The sequence below is a fragment of the Ruegeria sp. A3M17 genome (assembly GCF_003318255.1).
In the GTDB taxonomy this organism is placed as follows: Bacteria; Pseudomonadota; Alphaproteobacteria; order Rhodobacterales; family Rhodobacteraceae; genus Ruegeria.
In genome coordinates this window covers 248,266-266,153 of the sequence record NZ_QOCF01000035.1, presented here as the reverse complement: position 1 = coordinate 266,153, position 17,888 = coordinate 248,266, and the positions used below count along the sequence as shown (strand labels likewise).

Genomic DNA, 17,888 nt, shown 5'->3' with positions numbered 1-17,888 from the left:
TGTGATTTTCGGCGGGTGGCTAGAGTTTGTTGTCCGCAATGCGCAACTGGCGTGCGCGGTTCAGGATCGCATCCTCGACCGCCCGCGCCGTTGCAGCGCTGACCGGAGCGCCTCCGCTGCTTTGCAGTGCCACCGAAAGCGACCGCGCCGCCAGAGCCGGGTCACTTATATGCACGGTCGCGCGATAAGAACGTCCGCCACCAGGCGGCGTGCCGTAACCGGTTACGATCACGCCGGTAAATGGATCAACTTCCTGAATTGGGAGGAAATTCAACACATCCAGTGAGGCGGCCCACAAATACCGATTCACATTGACGATCTGTTCAGCATTCCCGCGGTTGAACACATCCCAGATTGTTGAGCGTTCTGGATCATTCAGCTCTCGTTCTTCTGTACGTGTGCTATCTGTATACAGCAATGCGGGATTCGGAGCCGCACTCTGATTCTGTCCGCAGGCCGACACGGCAGCAGTCATTATGGTCAAACCGAAAATCGTCTGCAGGCGCATTGTCGACTGGTCCTGTTTCACTTGGTCTACTTTGTTACGTGTTACTCCTAGACAAGGTCCAGTTCAGCAACAACCCTATTCTTGTTACACATGTCAGTGTGGACGGCAGTTTAATCCCCAAATATCGACTGTGGCATCCTTGCACCAATTTGGGGTCAATGCACCCTTCACATTTAAGGCAAGCTTGCGCTTTGGGGGCAATCCGAGCGAAACGGTTCCCGTGCTGAGACATGTGCTGAGGCATGTGTCGAGTAGAAAAACTTTTGAAACCGAGGGAAACAAGATGAAAAAAGTTCTCTTCGCATCGACCGCTCTGATCGCAACCGCAAGTGTTGCAGCGGCCGACGTTAAATTCAGCGGCTATGGTCGTTTTGGTATTGGCTACCTTGAAGACCGTACCGGTGACGTAAACAACTTCACCACAGACGCAAACGGCGACATCATTGCTGATGGCACCGCGAACGTCGAAACCGACAGCACCATCCTGGTCTCGCGTTTCCGTCTGAACATCGACGGCACCGCAGAAACCGATGGCGGCGTTGAGTTCTCGGCTCGTGTTCGTCTGCAGGCTGACGAAAACGCCGACACCGGCGAAGCCAACTCGGCTGGCCTGAACGGCGCACGCTTCTCGGTCATCTACGGTGGTCTGCGTGTTGACGCCGGCAACGTTGCGGGTTCCTTCGACAACCTGGCGAACTACTACGGTAACGAGCCTGGCCTGGAATCCTTCATCGGTCAGTACTCGGGCGTTGACTATAGCTTCCTGGCCTACTCGTCGACCGGTTCGGGTTCGAACGCTGTGTTCTTCCAGTACGCAGTTGGCGATTTCGCATTCGGCGCGTCATATGACCAGGCAACTATTGCTTTTGACGGTGTTGCGCAGGACGCAGACCGTTGGGACATCAGCGCAACCTACAACTTCAACAACATCACCGCTGCACTGGCCTATGGTCAGACCAAGGCGAACGTGAACAGCAGCAGCGAAAAGCAGTCGCTGACCGTTCTGACCCTGGGTGCAGAATTCGGTGACTTCTCGGGTACTGTGTTTGTAGCTGACGATGACGTTGTAAACGACGATCGCAACGGCACCGCATACGGTCTGTCGCTGGCCTACAACCTTGGCGCGGCAACCACTCTGACCGCCGCTTACGGTGACGGTTCGGCGGATGACGACAACCAGCAATATGGTATCGGCGTTAAGTACGACCTGGGCGGCGGTGCATCGCTGCGCGGTGGTCTCGGCCAACAGAAGCGTGGCGACGGCGACAGCCAAGTACGTGCCGACTTCGGTGCTCAGTTCAACTTCTAAGTTGAGCTAAACCACAAAGTTTAAGGGCAGGTCTTCGGACCTGCCCTTTTCTTTTGAGCGGACTTGGTGTTTTCCTGCCCCAAAGCAGAGAGAGGAAATCCATGTCGCTGCACGACATCACTGCCCGCATCGCCAAGGCCGAATCCGCCGCCGGACGACTTGCGGGATCGACAAAGCTGATCGCGGTTTCAAAGGTCCAGCCGAATGAACGTGTTGAGGCTGTGCTAGGCCATGGCCACCGCTGTTTCGGGGAAAACCGTGTGCAGGAAGCGGCCGAAAAATGGCCGGGCTTTAAGGAGAAATTCTCAGGGATAGACCTGCATTTGATCGGACCGCTGCAAACCAACAAGGCCCGGCAGGCAATGGAGCTGTTCAACGCGGTTCACTCGGTGGATCGGCCCAAGCTGGCCAAAACACTGGCGCGGCTGGCGCAAGAGCTTGGCCAATGTCCGGATCTGTTCATCCAGGTCAATACCGGAGAAGAAGAACAGAAAGCAGGGATCATGCCGGCAGATGCGGACGCCTTCATCGCCGAGTGCCGCGAACTGGATTTGCCGGTTCAGGGATTGATGGCAATTCCACCAGTTGAAGAAGAACCCTCGCTGCATTTTGCGTTGCTGGCCAAAATTGCCGAACGCAACGGGTTGCCGGGCTTGTCGATGGGGATGAGCGGTGATTTCGAGCAGGCGATTGCGTTGGGTGCCACCCACGTGCGCGTGGGGTCCGCCATCTTTGGCGAGAGGGTCAAACCTGCGGGATAATCAGACGCGTTCCGGGGGAAACTCTACGCGCGATCCAATGCAGATGGTCTCGGCGAAACGCGACGCAGCCCTCGGTCGGGTAGCCGGGGCGTCTCCATTGGTGAAGGAAAATGGCTGATCCCCGGTCTGACACAGAGTTAGGCCAGTTCCAGTCGGTGATCAGCACCAGATCATACAAAGGATCCGCGCGCCGCAGCTTTTCGTGGCTGGGCGCATAGGGCGCGCTGACCATCTGATTATAGTGGCTGTCCGCGCTGTCATCAGACCAAAGGTCGCCGGGGCCTATGGGGATGGCCCATGAGGCCGGAGCAGTGAGCCTGTCCGGCCGAAACAGCATGCCGACAATGTGATGTACCCCGATTGGCGTTGCCCCATCGCCTTCGCGCTTGTCATCTGTCAGGCCGCCTTTTCCGATCGAACACGGAAAGAGACGCCCGGCAAACCGAACACCGTGAGGCGTAAGAACCAGATCGTCGGGGGTCACAGCAAATGGCCTGATTTCGCGGCCTTGGTTGCCAGATATCCCCGGTTATGGGCCGTTTCACCCACTTTCAGCGGCACCCTTTCGGTCACTGCGATGCCTGTCTGTTCCATCATCGCGATTTTCGCCGGGTTGTTTGTCAGTAACCGAACCGACGAAAAACCAAGTTCTTTCAGAATGTCCGAGCCCAGTCGGAAATCGCGTTCATCGTCTTCGAATCCCAATCGGTGATTGGCCTCGACCGTGTCAAAGCCCTGATCCTGCAGGAAATAGGCCCGCATTTTGTTGGCAAGGCCGATACCGCGCCCTTCCTGGTTGAGATACAGCAACACGCCCGCGCCCTCAGACCCCATCTGGGCCAGCGCTCCGCGCAACTGGGGCCCGCAATCGCATTTCAAGCTGCCCATCAAGTCGCCCGTGAAACAGGCCGAATGCAAACGGGCCAGCACAGGTTTGCTTCGGTCCGGGCGACCGATTTCTACGGCATAGTGTTCTTCTCCGCCATCTTCGGGGCGGAAAACGTGCAGCCGACCGGCCTCGGACACTTCCATCGGCAGGCGCGCGGCTGCAATCGCGTGCAGGGCGCTTCGATCTGCCAGATGCGGTGCAGCGCGGGTATGGTCGATGCAGGTCAGGCCGTGTGCCACCGCAAAATCGCGACCGTCATCAATGGGAACCACCACGGCGGTCGGCAAGAGGCGTGCGGACTTCGTCAAAGCGATGGCAATACGGTGCAGATTGGCACTACCCTGACGTTCGGACATTAGGGGGCCCTTCATCGGGGTGTTCAGATCATCCGAGGGGTCGGCAACGGCCTGAACCCATGCGATGTCAGTGTCCGATGGGATGATTACCCGTGCGAGATCGCCATCATAGGCGCGCGCCTTCAGCGTTTCGGCGCGTCTTACGGTAACTGCGACCACGGGTTGGCCTTCGAAACTCCGCAAATCGGCCAGCCGCTGCGCACTTAATGTCTCAGACGCAATCGCTATGACGCTGAATCCGCTGTCATCAGTCAATACGACTGGAACGCCCATGCGCAAATCCGCGCGGGCCCGTGCCAGTAATTCCGAGATATCGGGGATAAGACTCATCTATGTTACCCTATAACGTGTTGGTCTTCGTCTAACCCGAACAGAAGAAAAAGTGAAACAATTCCTCTGCGTCAGACACGAGGGCGTGAGACCATTGCAGTAAATCTTGTTGATTGCATCTTCCGCACGCAAATGGTGGAAAAGGCTTAGGAGGACCGGACATGGCTCAGCTCAAGAAAATCCTGCTGGTGGATGACGATGAAGATCTGCGCGAGGCGCTCAGCGAGCAACTCGTGATGACCGAGGATTTCGACGTGTTCGAAGCGGCAGACGGTCAATCCGCCATGGAGCGCGCACGCGAGGCGATTTACGATCTGGTCATTCTGGACGTCGGTCTGCCGGATACGGACGGTCGTGAGCTGTGCCGTCTGATGCGCAAACAAGGCGTCAAAAGCCCGATCCTGATGCTGACCGGCCATGACAGCGACGCAGATACCATTCTGGGTTTGGATGCCGGTGCCAATGATTACGTCTCTAAGCCGTTCAAATTTCCGGTCTTGCTGGCCCGCATCCGCGCGCAGTTGCGCCAGCATGAACAATCCGAAGACGCGGTCTTTGTGTTGGGGCCGTATACCTTTAAGCCGGCGATGAAGATGTTGATCACCGAAGAGGATCGAAAGATCCGCCTGACCGAGAAAGAAACCAACATTCTCAAGTTCCTGTACCGCTCGGCAGATGGCGTGGTCGCCCGCGACGTCCTGCTGCACGAGGTCTGGGGTTATAACGCCGGTGTCACCACACATACGCTGGAAACCCACATCTATCGTCTGCGCCAAAAGATCGAACCTGATCCATCGAACGCGCGCCTTTTGGTCACAGAATCGGGCGGATATCGCTTGGTCTCGTAACTCCGGGTGGATTGACGTGGATCAAAGTGATACTCTGGATGTGTAATTAGAGTACTCCCAACCCGCGCATGTCCGGGTTATGACATGCACCTCCCTGTTGGACTGCCGGGCCTTATGGCCCGGCCTTTTTTTGGGGCGGCAGGTGTGAACGAATGTCCGGTTCGAGCCCAAAGCGGAAGTTCAAAAACGCATCTTTAGTGACCCTCAGTAGCCGGTGGACCCAGATGCTGGTATTCAGAGAATTGGGTAGTTCTATGAGGTCATAAATGCAGCGATCATTTGCCATCGTCTCAACACTCCTTTTTTCAATTTCCACGACGGCAGCTAGTGCAACGGAAGACATCCGACTCGTTGTGCAAATCACAATTGACGGACTGCGCGGAGACTTGATTTCTCGTTATGAAGCCGCCTTCGGCGCGGCCGGCTTCAAAAGGCTTATGGAAAGCGGCGTCTGGTACACCGACGCTCATCATCGTCACGCCAACACCGAAACCATTGTTGGCCACGCGACACTCGCTACAGGAGCCCATCCCTCTGAGCATGGAATGATTGGCAATGCCTGGTTCAACAGGGCTGAAGAGCGATTGGGATACAATATTGAAGATCCGGACTACCCGATGTTGCCGGTTCCAGGCTTCGGTGGAAACCTTGATCAAGTCGACCCGACACAAGCCGCTGCAGTGACTTCGGGCCGTTCTCCCGTTAACTTGTTGGCGACGACGTTCGGAGACGAGCTGGTGAAAGCAAATGCCGGTCGATCAAAAGTGTTTTCCGTATCTGGTAAAGACCGTTCGGCGGTTGCAATGGCAGGGCATTCTGGAAAAGCTCTATGGCTGTCGGCGGCTACAGGGGCATTTGAAACAAGTAAATTTTACTATGACGCTTATCCAGATTGGGTTCTCGATTGGAATTCCAAACGCCCCGCAGATGCGAAGATCGAAAGTGAATGGTGGCCGGAGTGTTCAGACGCACCGTACCTAATGGAAAGAAAGGAACGCTCCTTCGTAACGAACCTTGGCACTTTCGGTCGCACTTTCCCCCATTTCTATGGGACTCCGGATGACGGGCTATATTACACGCAGGTTCTGTTGTCGCCGCATGGGGACCGGATTACGGCCGACTTTGCAAAAACTGTAGTCAAAGAGGAGGGGCTTGGTGATGATAAATGGCCAGACTACCTAAGCATCAGTTTTTCAGGTGTAGACGCAACCAACCATTTCTTCGGACCATCCAGCCTAGAAAATGAAGAAATGGTGCGTTGTTTGGATGAGACACTGGCTGATTTCTTTGAGTTCATGGATCGAGAGGTTGGACGTGCGAATGTGCTTTATGTTCTTTCCGCCGATCATGGCATGCCGGAAGCGCCAGAAGAGATGGCCGAAGCCGGGCTTTCGACATTCCGTAACTCCACCGAAGCATTGATGATAGATGTGAATTCGGTCATCGCCGATGAGTTCGGAGTGGAATCCGCAATACAGTTCTTTTTTCGTCCTTACGCATATCTGGACAATGCCGCCATTAAAGCGTCAGGCGCCGATAGGCGTGTTATCGAGCGACGCATCGTCGAAAACTTGATGGCTGCACCGGGCATTGAGCTTGCGATGCCAACTGAACCGTTTGCTGAACAACGAGGGCATACCCTTGAGGAGCACATTCGGCGAAACTATCACCCGACACGTTCTGGCGACATTTACGTTGTTCAGACACCTTATTCATTTCTCTTCGAGGAAGGTCCAATTGCCGTAATGCACGGATCGCCTTGGCGCTACGACACGCATGTTCCAATCATTTTCGCTGGTCCAGGTATCAAGCCAACTCGCGTCAGCCGTCCGGTTTCCACGGTAGACGTGGCCGTCACTCTGAGCACTATTTTTGGTATCAGCCAGCCTAGCAGTGCTGCGGGTGAAGCTTTAAGCGAAATTAGCGTTACAGATCCATAAGCGGTCTTGTCTTTTAGTCGAGTGACCGACTGTAATGCGTCTTGGTGGAGAAAACAGTGATCTTTGGCCCAATCTCCCAAGTTTGGCTAAATCTGGAGAGTTACCTCAACGAACGGCAGGTTTGTCCGCTTAGCTGCTCTTCCTCGATCGTTTCCTATGGCACCCCATCCCTCACCACGCTAACCTCCGACCAACCGCGACAGAGGAATCCCCCATGCCCTTTACCCTTGCCACCTGGAACATCAACTCGGTCCGCCTGCGCGAGCCTATCGTGCTGAAATTACTGCAGGAAGAAGCTCCCGATGTATTGTGTTTGCAGGAGTGCAAGTCTCCGGTTGAGAAAATCCCGACCGAAGGATTTGCCGAACTGGGGTACACCCACATGGTTGCAAGGGGCCAGAAGGGGTATAACGGCGTCGCCATCCTGTCGCGCCTGCCGATGGAAGAGGTCGGTGACAAGGATTTCGCCGGTCTCGGCCACGCCCGCCACATCGCTGGGCGGTTGGAAAATGGTGTCACCATTCACAATTTCTACGTCCCCGCCGGTGGCGACATCCCGGACCGTGAAAAGAACGAGAAGTTCGGGCAGAAGCTCGATTACCTCACGGATATGCGCGACTGGTTCCATGCCGAAAAGCCCGAAAAGTCCATTCTGGTTGGCGATCTGAACATCGCACCGCGCGAGGACGACGTCTGGTCGCACAAAAAACTGCTCAAGGTCGTTTCGCACACACCGATCGAGGTTGAGGCGCTGGCCGAAACGCAGTACGCGGGCGGATGGGTGGACATAACCCGTCAGGACGTCCCCGAGGGGCAGCTGTACAGTTGGTGGTCCTATCGCGCCCGCGATTGGGACGCAGCCGACAAGGGGCGGCGTCTGGATCATGTCTGGGCCACGCAGGATATCTCGAACGCGGGGCACTCCAGCCGCGTTCTGCGCGATGCGCGCGGGTGGGAAAAACCCAGCGACCACGCACCGGTCTTTGCGACATTCGACCTTTGATCCTGCAACTCTCCCCTTGGTTTCTGCCCTTTGCAGTTGCATATAGGGGCCAAATTCGAACGAAAGAGTGAATGCCATGGACCTTCTGAACGCCGCAGCCGAACCTGATACTGCCGATCTGATCAAGGACGGATCCGAGGCCACCTTTATGGCCGATGTTGTCGAGGCCTCGCAGGAAATCCCAGTAATCGTGGATTTCTGGGCACCTTGGTGTGGTCCGTGCAAAACGCTGGGACCGTTGCTGGAAGAGGCTGTGACCGCCGCCAAAGGGGCGGTGAAGATGGTCAAGATCAACGTGGATGAGGCGCAGATGATCGCCTCTCAAATGCGCGTTCAGTCGATCCCGACGGTGTACGCGTTCCATAAAGGACAGCCGGTTGATGGGTTTCAGGGTGCCGTTCCAGGGTCCGAGATCAAGGCGTTCGTGGACCGGGTGATTGAGGCCGCAGGTGGTGAAAGCCCCGGGGGGCAGCTGGATGACGCTGTTCTGGCTGCCGAAGAAATGCTGGCCGATGGCGCAGCCGTCGACGCCGCACAGACCTTTTCCGCCATTCTGGGGGAAGACCCGAACCACGCCGCCGCTTATGGCGGTCTGGTGCGCGCCCATATTGCCGCAGGCGATCTGGAGCAGGCCGAGGCCATTTTGAATGGCGCACCCGCAGAGATTTCAACCTCGGCCGAGGTTGAAGCAGCCCATGCCCAGCTTGAGCTGGCGAAACAAGCGGCCGATGCAGGCCCGGTGGGTGAGCTGAAAGCGGCGGTCGAGGCCGATGCCGACAATCATCAGGCGCGGTTCGATCTTGCGCAGGCGCTGCACGCCAATGGTGAAGTTGAAGAGGCTGTTACGCAGTTGCTGGAACTGTTCCGCCGCGACCGCGAGTGGAATGAAGGCGCAGCAAAGGCGCAGATGTTTACCATTTTCGACGCGCTGAAGCCCAATGATCCGATTGTTCTGAACGGGCGGCGCAAGCTCAGCTCGATGATATTTGCCTAAATCCTGATCAGGGCTACACTCGGGTACATGATGCATCCCGCTGATCTGCCGGAAACGGTATCCGTTTTCCCATTGCCCGGGGCGCTGTTGCTGCCCCGGTCCCGCTTGCCGCTGCATATTTTTGAGCCGCGCTACCTGCAAATGCTGGACGACGCGCTGAAAACACCTGAACGGCTGATCGGTATGATCCAGCCGAACCCATGTCAGTCCAACGAAAGCAAACTGCATCAAATCGGCTGTGCCGGGCGTGTGACGCAATTCTCTGAAACCGAAGACGGCCGGTACCTGATTACACTGTCCGGTGTCTCGCGGTTTCGGATCAAGTCCGAGTTGGATGCGTTTACGCCTTATCGCCGCTGTGCAGTTTCATGGGACGGGTTTGACCGCGATCTCGGTAAGGCCGAAGCAGACAATGCGTTCGACCGATCGCGATTCTTAGATCTTCTTGAACGGTTTTTTTCCTCGCGTCAGCTTTCGACCGACTGGGACACGTTGAAGGACGCTGATGACGAGCTGTTAGTGAATTCCCTGTCGATGCTGATGGATTTCGATCCCGAAGATAAACAGGCGTTGCTTGAGGCACCTTGCCTTCGCACGCGCCGCGAGACATTGGTGACATTGATTGAATTCGCCATGCGCGGCGGATCGAGTGAGGAAAAACTGCAATGAGCGACGCCGAACACCCTTTTGACCGCCACATGCTTGAGGCGCTGATCTGTCCGCAGACGCACACCACCTTGCACTACGACGCCGAAAAGCAGGAACTGGTGTCCAAAGCTGCCAATTTGGCCTTTCCAATCCGCAACGGTATCCCGGTGATGCTGGTGGACGAAGCCCGGCAGCTGGATTAAATCGCGTGCCCTTGCAGTAGTTTCGGCAGATCTCCGGTTAGCCCGGCGGCCTCGCGTACAAAGCCGCGACGTAGTCCTGGCATAGAACCGACGATCTCCATCCCGATGTCGCGCCCGAAGCGCAGTATCGGGTTATCGTTGGAAAACAGCTTGTTGAACACATCGGTCGCCATGGCCAGCGCCGCCGTGTCGAACCGTCTCCATTCCTGATAGCGCTCCAGTACCAGAACTGATGCGATATCCTCGCCGCGCCGTCCAGCCAGTGTCAGAACTTCGGCCAGAGCGCCTACGTCGCGAAGACCTGCATTCAAACCCTGACCCGCGATTGGGTGCATGCCGTGGGCCGCGTCGCCTACCAGCGCCATGCGGTCACCAATAAAGGAATTGGCGATGGTCAGGTTCAACGGATAGGTGAACCGGTCACCCTGCAGACGGATGTCCCCCAGAAAATCACCGAAACGCGGGCGCAATACCTGCAGGTAATCCGCCTCGTGCATGTCGTTGATGCGTTTGGCCATCTCAGAGCGTTCGCTCCAGACGATCGAGCTGCGATTGCCGGTCAGTGGCAGAATCGCCAAGGGGCCCGGGGGCATGAAGAACTGATGCGCCACGCCATTGTGGGGCAGGTCATGCTCGATGGCACAAACCAGCGCGGTTTGGCCGTAATCCCAGCCGGTGCGCTTGATCCCGGCACGCGCGGCGGTGCCGCTGCGGCGTCCATCACAGCCAACCAACAGCCCGCCGGTCAGGGTTGTGCCATCATCCAGCGTCAGCGTGACGCCCGAATCGTCGGTGGCTTGTCCAATAACCGTTTTACCGCTGATCTGCGTGATACTGCTTTGTTCGGCCATTGTGTCCAGAAACGCGCGGCGCAGGTGGCGGTCTTCGACCATGTAGCCCATCGGGCCTTCTTCAATCTCGGCATGGTCAAAATGCAGGAAAAATGGAGATGGACCAGCGCCGGAATGGCCATCAGTGACCTTGATCTCAAGCATGGGCTGGGCATGGTCTGCCACTATGTCCCAGACGCCAACCGCAGCCAGCAGGCGCTGCGAGGCCAGCGCCAGCGCATAGGCGCGCCCGTCGAAAGCCGCGTTTTTCCGCGTTTTTTCGGCCAATGCGTCGATAACGGTGACGGAATGCCCCGTCTGGGCCAGTGCCAGTGCCAGGGCCGGGCCGTTCAGGCCGCCGCCTACAATCAGGATGTCCGAGTTGTGTTCCATGCCTGCAATATGCGCGCCCTTTCGGGATTGTCCATGTGCGGTCCTGTCGCTACCGTCCTCCAAAGTGCTTTTTCCAGAGGGGGCGGGGATGCAGGACTGGCTGACCATGACGGCGTGTGATCTGGGTCGGGGTATCGGCATGGGACAGATCGATCCAGTTGAATTGACCGAGACCTATCTGGCCGCCATCGACGCGCATCCGCACCGTGACAGGATCTATGCCCGCGTTACGCATGATCGTGCTAGGGCCGAGGCACAGGCTGCGCAGGAGCGCGCCAATCTGGGCCTGCGGCGGTCCCTCCTGGATGGTGTGCCGATCAGCTGGAAAGATCTGTTCGACACCGCCGGCACGGCGACTGAGGCAGGCTCGGCCTTGCTGAAAGGCCGGGTGCCCGAAATGGACGCGGTCGTTGTGCGTAACGCCACCGCCATGGGCACGGTCTGTCTGGGCAAGACGCATATGAGCGAGCTGGCCTTCTCAGGCCTTGGCCTGAACCCGATCACTGGAACGCCCCCATGCATTGACGATGAAGACGCGGTATCCGGAGGCTCTTCCTCCGGCGCGGCAGCATCGGTGGCCTGGGGGCTTGCCGCCTGTGGGATCGGTTCGGATACGGGCGGGTCGGTGCGCATTCCGTCGGCCTGGAACAATCTGGTTGGGCTGAAAACCACCGCCGGGCGCGTCAGCCTTGAGGGAACAGTGCCCTTGTGTCTGCGGTTCGACACTGTTGGCCCACTGACCCGCTCAGTCGAAGACGCGGCCCATATGCTGGCCTTGCTCGAAGGGCGTTCTCCACCGGATCTTCGCGGTGCCAGTCTGAAAGGCCGCCGTTTTGCCAATCTTCAGACTGTGGCGCAGGACGAGCTGAGGGATGAACCGCGCAAGGCCTTTGAGGATGGGTTGCAAAAGCTCGCCAAGGCGGGTGCCGAGATCGTTCCGCTGGAGGTTCCTGAGTTGCACGACGCCATGGCGCTGTCCGGCATTCTGTACACGACCGAAGCTTATGGGTTGTGGCGCGATGTGATCGAAGCCAACCCTGACGCCATGTATCCCGAGATTCTGGAACGGTTTCGGTCGGGTCAAAACGCGACCGGTGCCGATTACATCGCGGCCTGGTCCAGGCTGAAAGCCTGTCGGGCTGCATGGGATGCCGCCACATCCGGGTTTGATGCGGTGCTCGCGCCCACGGCCCCCATTCTGCCGCCGAATCTGGATCGGCTGATGAATGACCATGACTACTACGTCACGGAAAACCTGCTGGCCCTGCGCAACACCCGTATTGGCAATCTGATGGGGCTGGCTGCGCTGACGCTGCCGACCGGAGCCCCCGGATGTGGCGTGATGATGATGGGCTATCCGGGCTCGGAAGAGGCCCTGCTAAGGCTGGGATCAGCCACCGAGGCGGCGTTGGCCTGAATGCCACAATCCCCTGATTCGCCACCTCTTTGTCTGGACGAAACCGGGTGCGATCTGTAGTCTGCCTGTAAAACGGGGCGAAATGATCCCGGTATTGAGGCAGTAGTTATGAATTTCCCCGAACGGTTTTCGGACCTACCGGAATATGCATTCCCGCGTTTGCGCACCCTGTTGGATCATCACCAGCCGGGTGCTGACGTGATTCACATGACTATTGGTGCGCCGATGCATGATTTCCCGGCGTGGGTCACCGATGTGATCACAGAAAACGCGGCCGGGTTTAAGGGATACCCGCCAAACGAAGGGTCGCCCGAGCTGCGGTTGGCGATTACTGACTGGATTGATCGCCGCTATGGCGTTTCGATGGACCCCGACACCAACGTGATGGCGCTGAACGGCACGCGCGAAGGTTTGTACAACGCCGCGATGGCGCTGTGCCCCGAGCAGAAAAACGGTGAAAAGCCCGTCATTCTGTGCCCGAATCCATTCTACCAAGTCTATATGGTGGCCTCGCTGTCGGTTCGTGCCGAGCCTGTATTCGTATCTGCAACTGCCGCCACAGGTCACTTGCCGAACTATTCGGGGCTACCAAAGGACGTTCTGAACCGCACCGTGGCGGCCTATATCTGTTCTCCTGCCAATCCGCAGGGTGCAGTCGCCTCGCGCGACTATTGGGTCGAACTGATCAAACTGGCTGAGACCTATGATTTCCGCATCTTCGCGGATGAGTGTTATTCCGAGATTTACCGCGACACGGCACCAACCGGTGTGCTGACCGTCGCGCAGGAACTTGGGGCCGATCCGGAACGGATCACTTTGTTCAATTCACTGTCAAAGCGGTCCAATCTGGCTGGTCTGCGCTCGGGCCTGATCGCCGGTGGTCCCGAGACCATCAAGAGGGTCAAGCAGCTACGCAACTACGCAGGTGCGCCTTTGCCGTTGCCTTTGCAGGCTGCCGCCGCAAAAGTTTGGGCAGATGAGGCGCATGTTGTAGAGAACCGCGCGCTGTATCAGGAAAAATACACGATCGCGGATGAGGTTTTCGCGGGCGTGCAGGGCTATATGTCGCCTGAAGCCGGGTTTTTCCTGTGGCTGCCGGTCGAAAATGGCGAGGAAACCACATTAAGGCTGTGGCAGGAGACCGGAGTGCGGGTTCTGCCTGGTGCATATCTTTCTCAAGGTGATCCGGGGCAGAACCCGGGCGAGCAATTTATCCGGGTCGCAATGGTGGCCCCAAAAACAGAGTTGCGGCAGGGGCTGATTACGCTCCGTGACTGCATCTATTCGTGAGGTACGAGGGCAAAATGGCATCATATAACGCGCGCAACCGCGATCCATTGCTGGACAGTACGACCCAGGCCGCCATCGAAAGGCGTAGCAAGGAACTGATCGGGATCGCCCTGATCCTACTGGGGCTGGCCTCGGCGGCGATGATCTGGTCCTACACGCCGGATGATCCGAACTGGATGGTGTCGACCGACGCGCCAGTGCAAAACTGGATGGGGCGAATTGGGGCGTCGATCGCCGCGCCGCTGTTCATGATCGTGGGTTGGGGCAGCTGGAGCATCGCAATGGTGCTGATCGGTTGGGGCATACGCTTTGCCGGACATTTTGGCGAGGACCGAGCGGTGGCCCGCCTGATCTTTGCGCCGATCTGGATTGCCATCGTTTCAGTCTACGCCGCTACTTTGGTGCCGGGCGAGGCCTGGCGCACGACCCACAGCTTTGGGCTGGGTGGTTTGTTTGGTGATACCGTCATGGGCGCGTTGCTGACGCTGCTGCCCATCTCATCCCATTTCATGGTCAAACTGATGTCGCTGGCAATGGCCGCGGGCATGCTGGTGCTGGGTACATTTGTCCTTGGGTTCACAAAAGCCGACGTGCGCAAAGGCGCGCGTGCCTTCTTGTTGGGCCTTGTGATGTCCTATGACATGCTGATGAACCTCTTGGGTCGCAGTGCGTCGGTGACCGCACAGGCGGCACGAGATCGCCGGGCACAGTGGGAAGAGCGTAAGGCCATCCGCGCAGAGGCCACCGATGCGGTGTTTGACGATGATATGGCGTATGCCGATCCGATGTTCGAAGAGCCGGATTTCGAAGAGCCCGAACCCGCAAAACCAGGTCTGCTGGCGCGGATGCCCAGCCTGATCCGCCGGGCCGACCCCATGCCGGAACCTGAACTGGTCGCCCGCGAACCGGTTGCCGGATTCGATGAAATGCCGGGTGAAGATCGTATCAAGTCCAAGATTTCGGCAGCCGTGCGCAATCGCAAAGTGGCCGCAGGTGAAGTGGCGCCAGAGGTCGATCCAACCCTGCCTTTGACCAAAGGTCGTGGCCGGGGGCCGGACCCGCTGATCCTGAACGCCAGAGGCGGAGAGGAGCTTCCGCCCGAGCCGCCGATGACTTCGGACGATCTGCCGCCCGAGCCGATGCTGACAGCCGAGCCAGAACCCGAATGGCAGCAGGAACCCCTGCATCAGGACTTTGCGCCCGAGCCCGTCTATGAGGATGAGGCCGTATTTGAAGACGCGCCCGAGCCCGAACCGGCCCCGCTTCCTGCGATGAAAATTCCAGTGGCCGAACCGCGCAAACCCGTGGTGGCACAGCCTGTGCGCCGCGCGCCTGCGCCGTCGCGTCGTGCACAGGCCGAAGCACAGCCTGGGCTGTCCTTTGAAGACCGGCATTCAGACTTCGAGCTGCCGCCTTTGAGCCTGCTGTCCAACCCTTCCAGCATTCAGCGCCATCACCTTAGCGACGAGGCGTTGGAAGAAAACGCGCGCATGCTGGAAAACGTGCTGGACGACTATGGCGTCAAGGGTGAGATCACCAGCGTCCGCCCCGGCCCGGTTGTTACCATGTACGAACTAGAGCCTGCTCCGGGCCTGAAAGCCAGCCGGGTTATCGGTCTGGCCGATGATATCGCGCGCTCGATGTCGGCGCTGTCGGCACGTGTTTCGACCCTGCCGGGGCGCTCGGTGATCGGGATTGAATTGCCGAATGAAAACCGCGAGATGGTGGTGTTGCGCGAAATCCTTGCCAGCCGTGATTTCGGCGATGGCAACCACGCGCTGCCGCTGGCGCTGGGCAAGGATATCGGCGGCGAATCCATGGTCGCAAACCTGGCCAAGATGCCTCACTTGCTGATTGCGGGGACGACCGGTTCCGGTAAGTCGGTCGCGATCAACACCATGATCCTGTCGCTGCTGTACAAGCTGACGCCGGATGAATGCCGCCTGATCATGATCGACCCCAAGATGCTTGAACTGTCCGTTTATGATGGCATTCCGCATCTTCTCTCGCCTGTTGTGACCGACCCGAAAAAGGCGGTTGTCGCCCTGAAATGGGTCGTGGGCGAGATGGAAGACCGCTATCGCAAGATGTCCAAGATGGGCGTGCGCAACATCGCGGGCTACAATGGCCGCGTAAAAGACGCGCTGGCCAAAGGAGAATTGTTCAGCCGCACCGTCCAGACCGGGTTTGACGACGAAACCGGCGAGCCAACGTTCGAGACTGAAGAATTCGCGCCCGAGGCGATGCCCTACATCGTCGTGATTGTTGACGAGATGGCCGACCTGATGATGGTCGCGGGCAAAGAAATCGAAGCCTGCATCCAGCGTCTGGCGCAGATGGCGCGGGCCTCGGGTATTCACCTGATCATGGCCACGCAACGTCCCTCGGTCGATGTGATTACTGGTACGATCAAGGCGAACTTCCCAACCCGGATTTCGTTCCAGGTGACCTCAAAGATCGACAGCCGCACGATCTTGGGTGAAATGGGTGCCGAGCAGCTTTTGGGGCAGGGTGATATGCTTTTCATGGCCGGCGGTGCCAAGATTACCCGTTGTCATGGTCCGTTTGTGTCGGACGAAGAGGTCGAAGAGATCGTAAACCACCTAAAACAGTTCGGCCCACCAGACTATGTGAACACCGTGCTGGACGGCCCATCTGAGGATAAAGCGGACAACATTGATGCGGTTCTGGGCCTGAACACGGGCGGCAATACCAACGGCGAAGACGCGCTTTACGATCAGGCTGTGGCGATTGTGATCAAGGATCGCAAATGCTCGACCTCGTACATTCAGCGGAAACTTGCCATTGGCTACAACAAAGCTGCGCGACTTGTTGAGCAAATGGAGGATGAAAGCATTGTTTCGTCGGCAAATCATGTCGGGAAACGCGAAATCCTCGTCCCTGAACAATAGGATATTTAATAACAAGGGCAGAGCGCTTATCTGGGGACTTATGAAACAGATTACCTTTGCCCTTGCTTTGACACTCGCCGCGCCTGCGGCCTGGGCGGCTGAAAAGCTGCCGTTGTCGCAAATCTCAAACTACCTCAATGGCCTCAAAACCGTTGAGACCACGTTTACGCAAGTTAACGATGACGGTTCCCTGAGTACCGGAAAGCTGTGGATGGAACGCCCCGGTAAGATGCGGTTCGAATATGACCCGCCCAACAGCGCTGTGGTTCTGGCGCGCGCAGGTACGGTGCAGATCTTTGATCCGAAATCGAACCAACCGCCGGAGCAGTACCCGCTAAAACGTACGCCGTTGTCGCTGGTGCTGGCGCGCAACGTCAATCTGGGACAGGCGAATATGGTGGTCGCCCATGATTTTGACGGGACGGCCACGGTTGTTACCGCTCGGGACCCAAAGAACCCCGAATCCGGACGGATTGAGCTGATGTTCACGGGGGACCCGATTGAGCTGCGCAAATGGGTCATTCACGACAATGCCGGTAGTCAGACGACCGTTCTGCTGGGGCAGTTGAGTACCGGCGGAAATCTCAGCAACGATCTGTTTTCCAGATCAAAAAGAAGCGGGTCAGGCAATCGCTGACCCGCAATTCTGTCAGTAGCGGCAATTGGCCAGCTGCGCCTGATAAAGCTTGGCGCGTGCGTCGACGTCATTGGCGACGTTCAACAGCCAGGATTTGCTGTTATGGCTGCCGCGGGCAAAGCCGGTGTGCCCCTCGTGATAGGCCAGATACTGGTTGCGGGTATCTGTGGGGTGAATACCGTTCCGCTGTTGGCTTTTGTTCATGTACCAGCCGATGAAATCTGACGCATCGCGGATGCGGTCCCGCTTGGCGCGCCGTTTGCCGGTCTCTTTGCGGTATTCATCCCAGGTGCCGTCCAGCGCCTGACTGAAACCGTAGGCGCTGCTTTGACGGCCCATAGGGATCACACCCAGAACGTATTGGTGCGGTGTGCGTGCGTCGTGCTTATAGCGGCTTTCCTGATAGATTGTCGCCATCTGAACGTGAATTGGGACGCCCCATTTCCGTTCGGTGCTTTTGAACGCCTTGATAAAATCAGGCCGTTCGCGCGCAATGCTGCACGCGTCATTCAATCTGCTCGGTGGCTGTTTGGACCCACCACCGCAGGATGCCAAAAGCAGCACCCCGAAGAGTACGAAAAGAATTCTGCTCATGTGCCTCGTGCCTTTTTTCTTTATTC

General features: G+C 57.7%; 17 protein-coding genes. 12 read left to right on the top strand and 5 right to left on the bottom strand.

Translation table 11 applies throughout. The annotated features are described in order from the left end of the window. Positions 1–19: 19 nt before the first annotated feature. Positions 20–508: a DUF3576 domain-containing protein gene (locus tag DS906_RS19820; protein ID WP_113791772.1), complete on the bottom strand. Its 489-nt coding sequence runs from the start codon at positions 506–508 to the stop codon at positions 20–22. Positions 509–791: 283 nt separating this feature from the next. Here DS906_RS19820 and DS906_RS19815 point away from each other — a divergent pair, with 283 nt between their 5' ends. Both DS906_RS19815 and DS906_RS19810 read left to right on the top strand, forming a co-directional pair. Continuing rightward, positions 792–1,817: a porin gene (locus tag DS906_RS19815; protein ID WP_113791771.1), complete on the top strand. Its 1,026-nt coding sequence runs from the start codon at positions 792–794 to the stop codon at positions 1,815–1,817. A gap of 101 nt (positions 1,818–1,918) precedes the next feature. Then, positions 1,919–2,578 (top strand): YggS family pyridoxal phosphate-dependent enzyme, encoded by a 660-nt coding sequence (locus tag DS906_RS19810; RefSeq protein WP_113791770.1) that lies wholly within the window; start codon positions 1,919–1,921, stop codon positions 2,576–2,578. Here the strand turns inward: DS906_RS19810 and DS906_RS19805 are convergent. Together DS906_RS19805 and ribA are read right to left on the bottom strand one after the other, a co-directional pair. Beyond that, entirely contained in the window at positions 2,562–3,062 is a 501-nt protein-coding gene (locus DS906_RS19805; protein ID WP_113791769.1) for a L,D-transpeptidase, read from the bottom strand. The genes DS906_RS19810 and DS906_RS19805 overlap by 17 nt on opposite strands. Beyond that, positions 3,059–4,153 carry a GTP cyclohydrolase II gene (ribA, locus tag DS906_RS19800; protein WP_113791768.1) on the bottom strand — a complete coding sequence of 365 codons (1,095 nt, stop codon included), beginning with the start codon at positions 4,151–4,153 and terminating at the stop codon, positions 3,059–3,061. The genes DS906_RS19805 and ribA overlap by 4 nt, the downstream gene beginning before the upstream one ends. Positions 4,154–4,314: 161 nt before the next feature. Between ribA and DS906_RS19795 the strand changes: the two genes are divergently transcribed. The 6 genes from DS906_RS19795 to DS906_RS19770 all read left to right on the top strand — a co-directional run bounded on the left by DS906_RS19795 (position 4,315) and on the right by DS906_RS19770 (position 9,789). Next, complete coding sequence (locus DS906_RS19795) at positions 4,315–5,001, top strand: response regulator transcription factor (RefSeq protein WP_058272567.1); 687 nt, start codon at positions 4,315–4,317, stop codon at positions 4,999–5,001. A gap of 266 nt (positions 5,002–5,267) precedes the next feature. Beyond that, positions 5,268–6,941 carry an alkaline phosphatase family protein gene (locus DS906_RS19790; RefSeq protein ID WP_113791767.1) on the top strand — a complete coding sequence of 558 codons (1,674 nt, stop codon included), beginning with the start codon at positions 5,268–5,270 and terminating at the stop codon, positions 6,939–6,941. Between the two features lie 214 nt (positions 6,942–7,155). Next, the gene (locus DS906_RS19785; RefSeq protein ID WP_113791766.1) at positions 7,156–7,944 is read left to right on the top strand and encodes an exodeoxyribonuclease III; all 789 of its coding nucleotides are present in this window, start codon (positions 7,156–7,158) and stop codon (positions 7,942–7,944) included. Between the two features lie 76 nt (positions 7,945–8,020). After that, entirely contained in the window at positions 8,021–8,938 is a 918-nt protein-coding gene (gene trxA, locus DS906_RS19780) for a thioredoxin (protein WP_113791765.1), read from the top strand. 27 nt (positions 8,939–8,965) lie between these two features. After that, positions 8,966–9,607 (top strand): LON peptidase substrate-binding domain-containing protein, encoded by a 642-nt coding sequence (locus DS906_RS19775; RefSeq protein ID WP_113791764.1) that lies wholly within the window; start codon positions 8,966–8,968, stop codon positions 9,605–9,607. Then, positions 9,604–9,789, top strand: coding sequence for a Trm112 family protein (locus DS906_RS19770; RefSeq protein ID WP_113791763.1), 186 nt, complete (start codon positions 9,604–9,606; stop codon positions 9,787–9,789). Before DS906_RS19775 ends, DS906_RS19770 begins: the two co-directional genes overlap by 4 nt. Here DS906_RS19770 and DS906_RS19765 read toward each other — a convergent pair. Continuing rightward, positions 9,786–11,075 (bottom strand): FAD-dependent monooxygenase, encoded by a 1,290-nt coding sequence (locus tag DS906_RS19765; RefSeq protein ID WP_233494849.1) that lies wholly within the window; start codon positions 11,073–11,075, stop codon positions 9,786–9,788. The two genes, DS906_RS19770 and DS906_RS19765, sit on opposite strands and share 4 nt — an antisense overlap. Before the next feature lie 25 nt (positions 11,076–11,100). Between DS906_RS19765 and DS906_RS19760 the strand changes: the two genes are divergently transcribed. The 4 genes from DS906_RS19760 (at position 11,101) to DS906_RS19745 (ending at position 17,268) form a co-directional block, all read left to right on the top strand. Beyond that, positions 11,101–12,429, top strand: a complete 1,329-nt coding sequence (locus DS906_RS19760) for an amidase (RefSeq protein WP_113791761.1) — start codon at positions 11,101–11,103, stop codon at positions 12,427–12,429. A 108-nt stretch (positions 12,430–12,537) separates the two neighbouring features. Continuing rightward, entirely contained in the window at positions 12,538–13,719 is a 1,182-nt protein-coding gene (locus DS906_RS19755; RefSeq protein ID WP_113791760.1) for an aminotransferase class I/II-fold pyridoxal phosphate-dependent enzyme, read from the top strand. Positions 13,720–13,733: 14 nt separating this feature from the next. After that, on the top strand, positions 13,734–16,631 hold the full coding sequence (locus DS906_RS19750) for a DNA translocase FtsK (protein ID WP_113791759.1): 2,898 nt from the start codon (positions 13,734–13,736) through the stop codon (positions 16,629–16,631). A gap of 40 nt (positions 16,632–16,671) precedes the next feature. Further along, positions 16,672–17,268, top strand: coding sequence for an outer membrane lipoprotein carrier protein LolA (locus DS906_RS19745; protein WP_113791758.1), 597 nt, complete (start codon positions 16,672–16,674; stop codon positions 17,266–17,268). A gap of 12 nt (positions 17,269–17,280) precedes the next feature. Here DS906_RS19745 and DS906_RS19740 read toward each other — a convergent pair whose 3' ends face one another. Continuing rightward, on the bottom strand, positions 17,281–17,862 hold the full coding sequence (locus DS906_RS19740; protein WP_058279757.1) for a hypothetical protein: 582 nt from the start codon (positions 17,860–17,862) through the stop codon (positions 17,281–17,283). Between the last annotated feature and the right edge of the window lie 26 nt (positions 17,863–17,888).

Excerpts from the sequence above, each read along its gene's own strand:
- DS906_RS19820 (WP_113791772.1), bottom strand. The coding sequence starts at position 508 with ATGCGCCTGCAGACGATTTTCGGTTTGACCATAATGACTGCTGCCGTG.
- DS906_RS19815 (WP_113791771.1), top strand. The coding sequence starts at position 792 with ATGAAAAAAGTTCTCTTCGCATCGACCGCTCTGATCGCAACCGCAAGT.
- DS906_RS19810 (WP_113791770.1), top strand. The coding sequence starts at position 1,919 with ATGTCGCTGCACGACATCACTGCCCGCATCGCCAAGGCCGAATCCGCC.
- ribA (WP_113791768.1), bottom strand. The coding sequence starts at position 4,153 with ATGAGTCTTATCCCCGATATCTCGGAATTACTGGCACGGGCCCGCGCG.
- DS906_RS19795 (WP_058272567.1), top strand. The coding sequence starts at position 4,315 with ATGGCTCAGCTCAAGAAAATCCTGCTGGTGGATGACGATGAAGATCTG.
- DS906_RS19790 (WP_113791767.1), top strand. The coding sequence starts at position 5,268 with ATGCAGCGATCATTTGCCATCGTCTCAACACTCCTTTTTTCAATTTCC.
- DS906_RS19785 (WP_113791766.1), top strand. The coding sequence starts at position 7,156 with ATGCCCTTTACCCTTGCCACCTGGAACATCAACTCGGTCCGCCTGCGC.
- trxA (WP_113791765.1), top strand. The coding sequence starts at position 8,021 with ATGGACCTTCTGAACGCCGCAGCCGAACCTGATACTGCCGATCTGATC.
- DS906_RS19775 (WP_113791764.1), top strand. The coding sequence starts at position 8,966 with ATGATGCATCCCGCTGATCTGCCGGAAACGGTATCCGTTTTCCCATTG.
- DS906_RS19770 (WP_113791763.1), top strand. The coding sequence starts at position 9,604 with ATGAGCGACGCCGAACACCCTTTTGACCGCCACATGCTTGAGGCGCTG.
- DS906_RS19760 (WP_113791761.1), top strand. The coding sequence starts at position 11,101 with ATGCAGGACTGGCTGACCATGACGGCGTGTGATCTGGGTCGGGGTATC.
- DS906_RS19755 (WP_113791760.1), top strand. The coding sequence starts at position 12,538 with ATGAATTTCCCCGAACGGTTTTCGGACCTACCGGAATATGCATTCCCG.
- DS906_RS19750 (WP_113791759.1), top strand. The coding sequence starts at position 13,734 with ATGGCATCATATAACGCGCGCAACCGCGATCCATTGCTGGACAGTACG.
- DS906_RS19745 (WP_113791758.1), top strand. The coding sequence starts at position 16,672 with ATGAAACAGATTACCTTTGCCCTTGCTTTGACACTCGCCGCGCCTGCG.
- DS906_RS19740 (WP_058279757.1), bottom strand. The coding sequence starts at position 17,862 with ATGAGCAGAATTCTTTTCGTACTCTTCGGGGTGCTGCTTTTGGCATCC.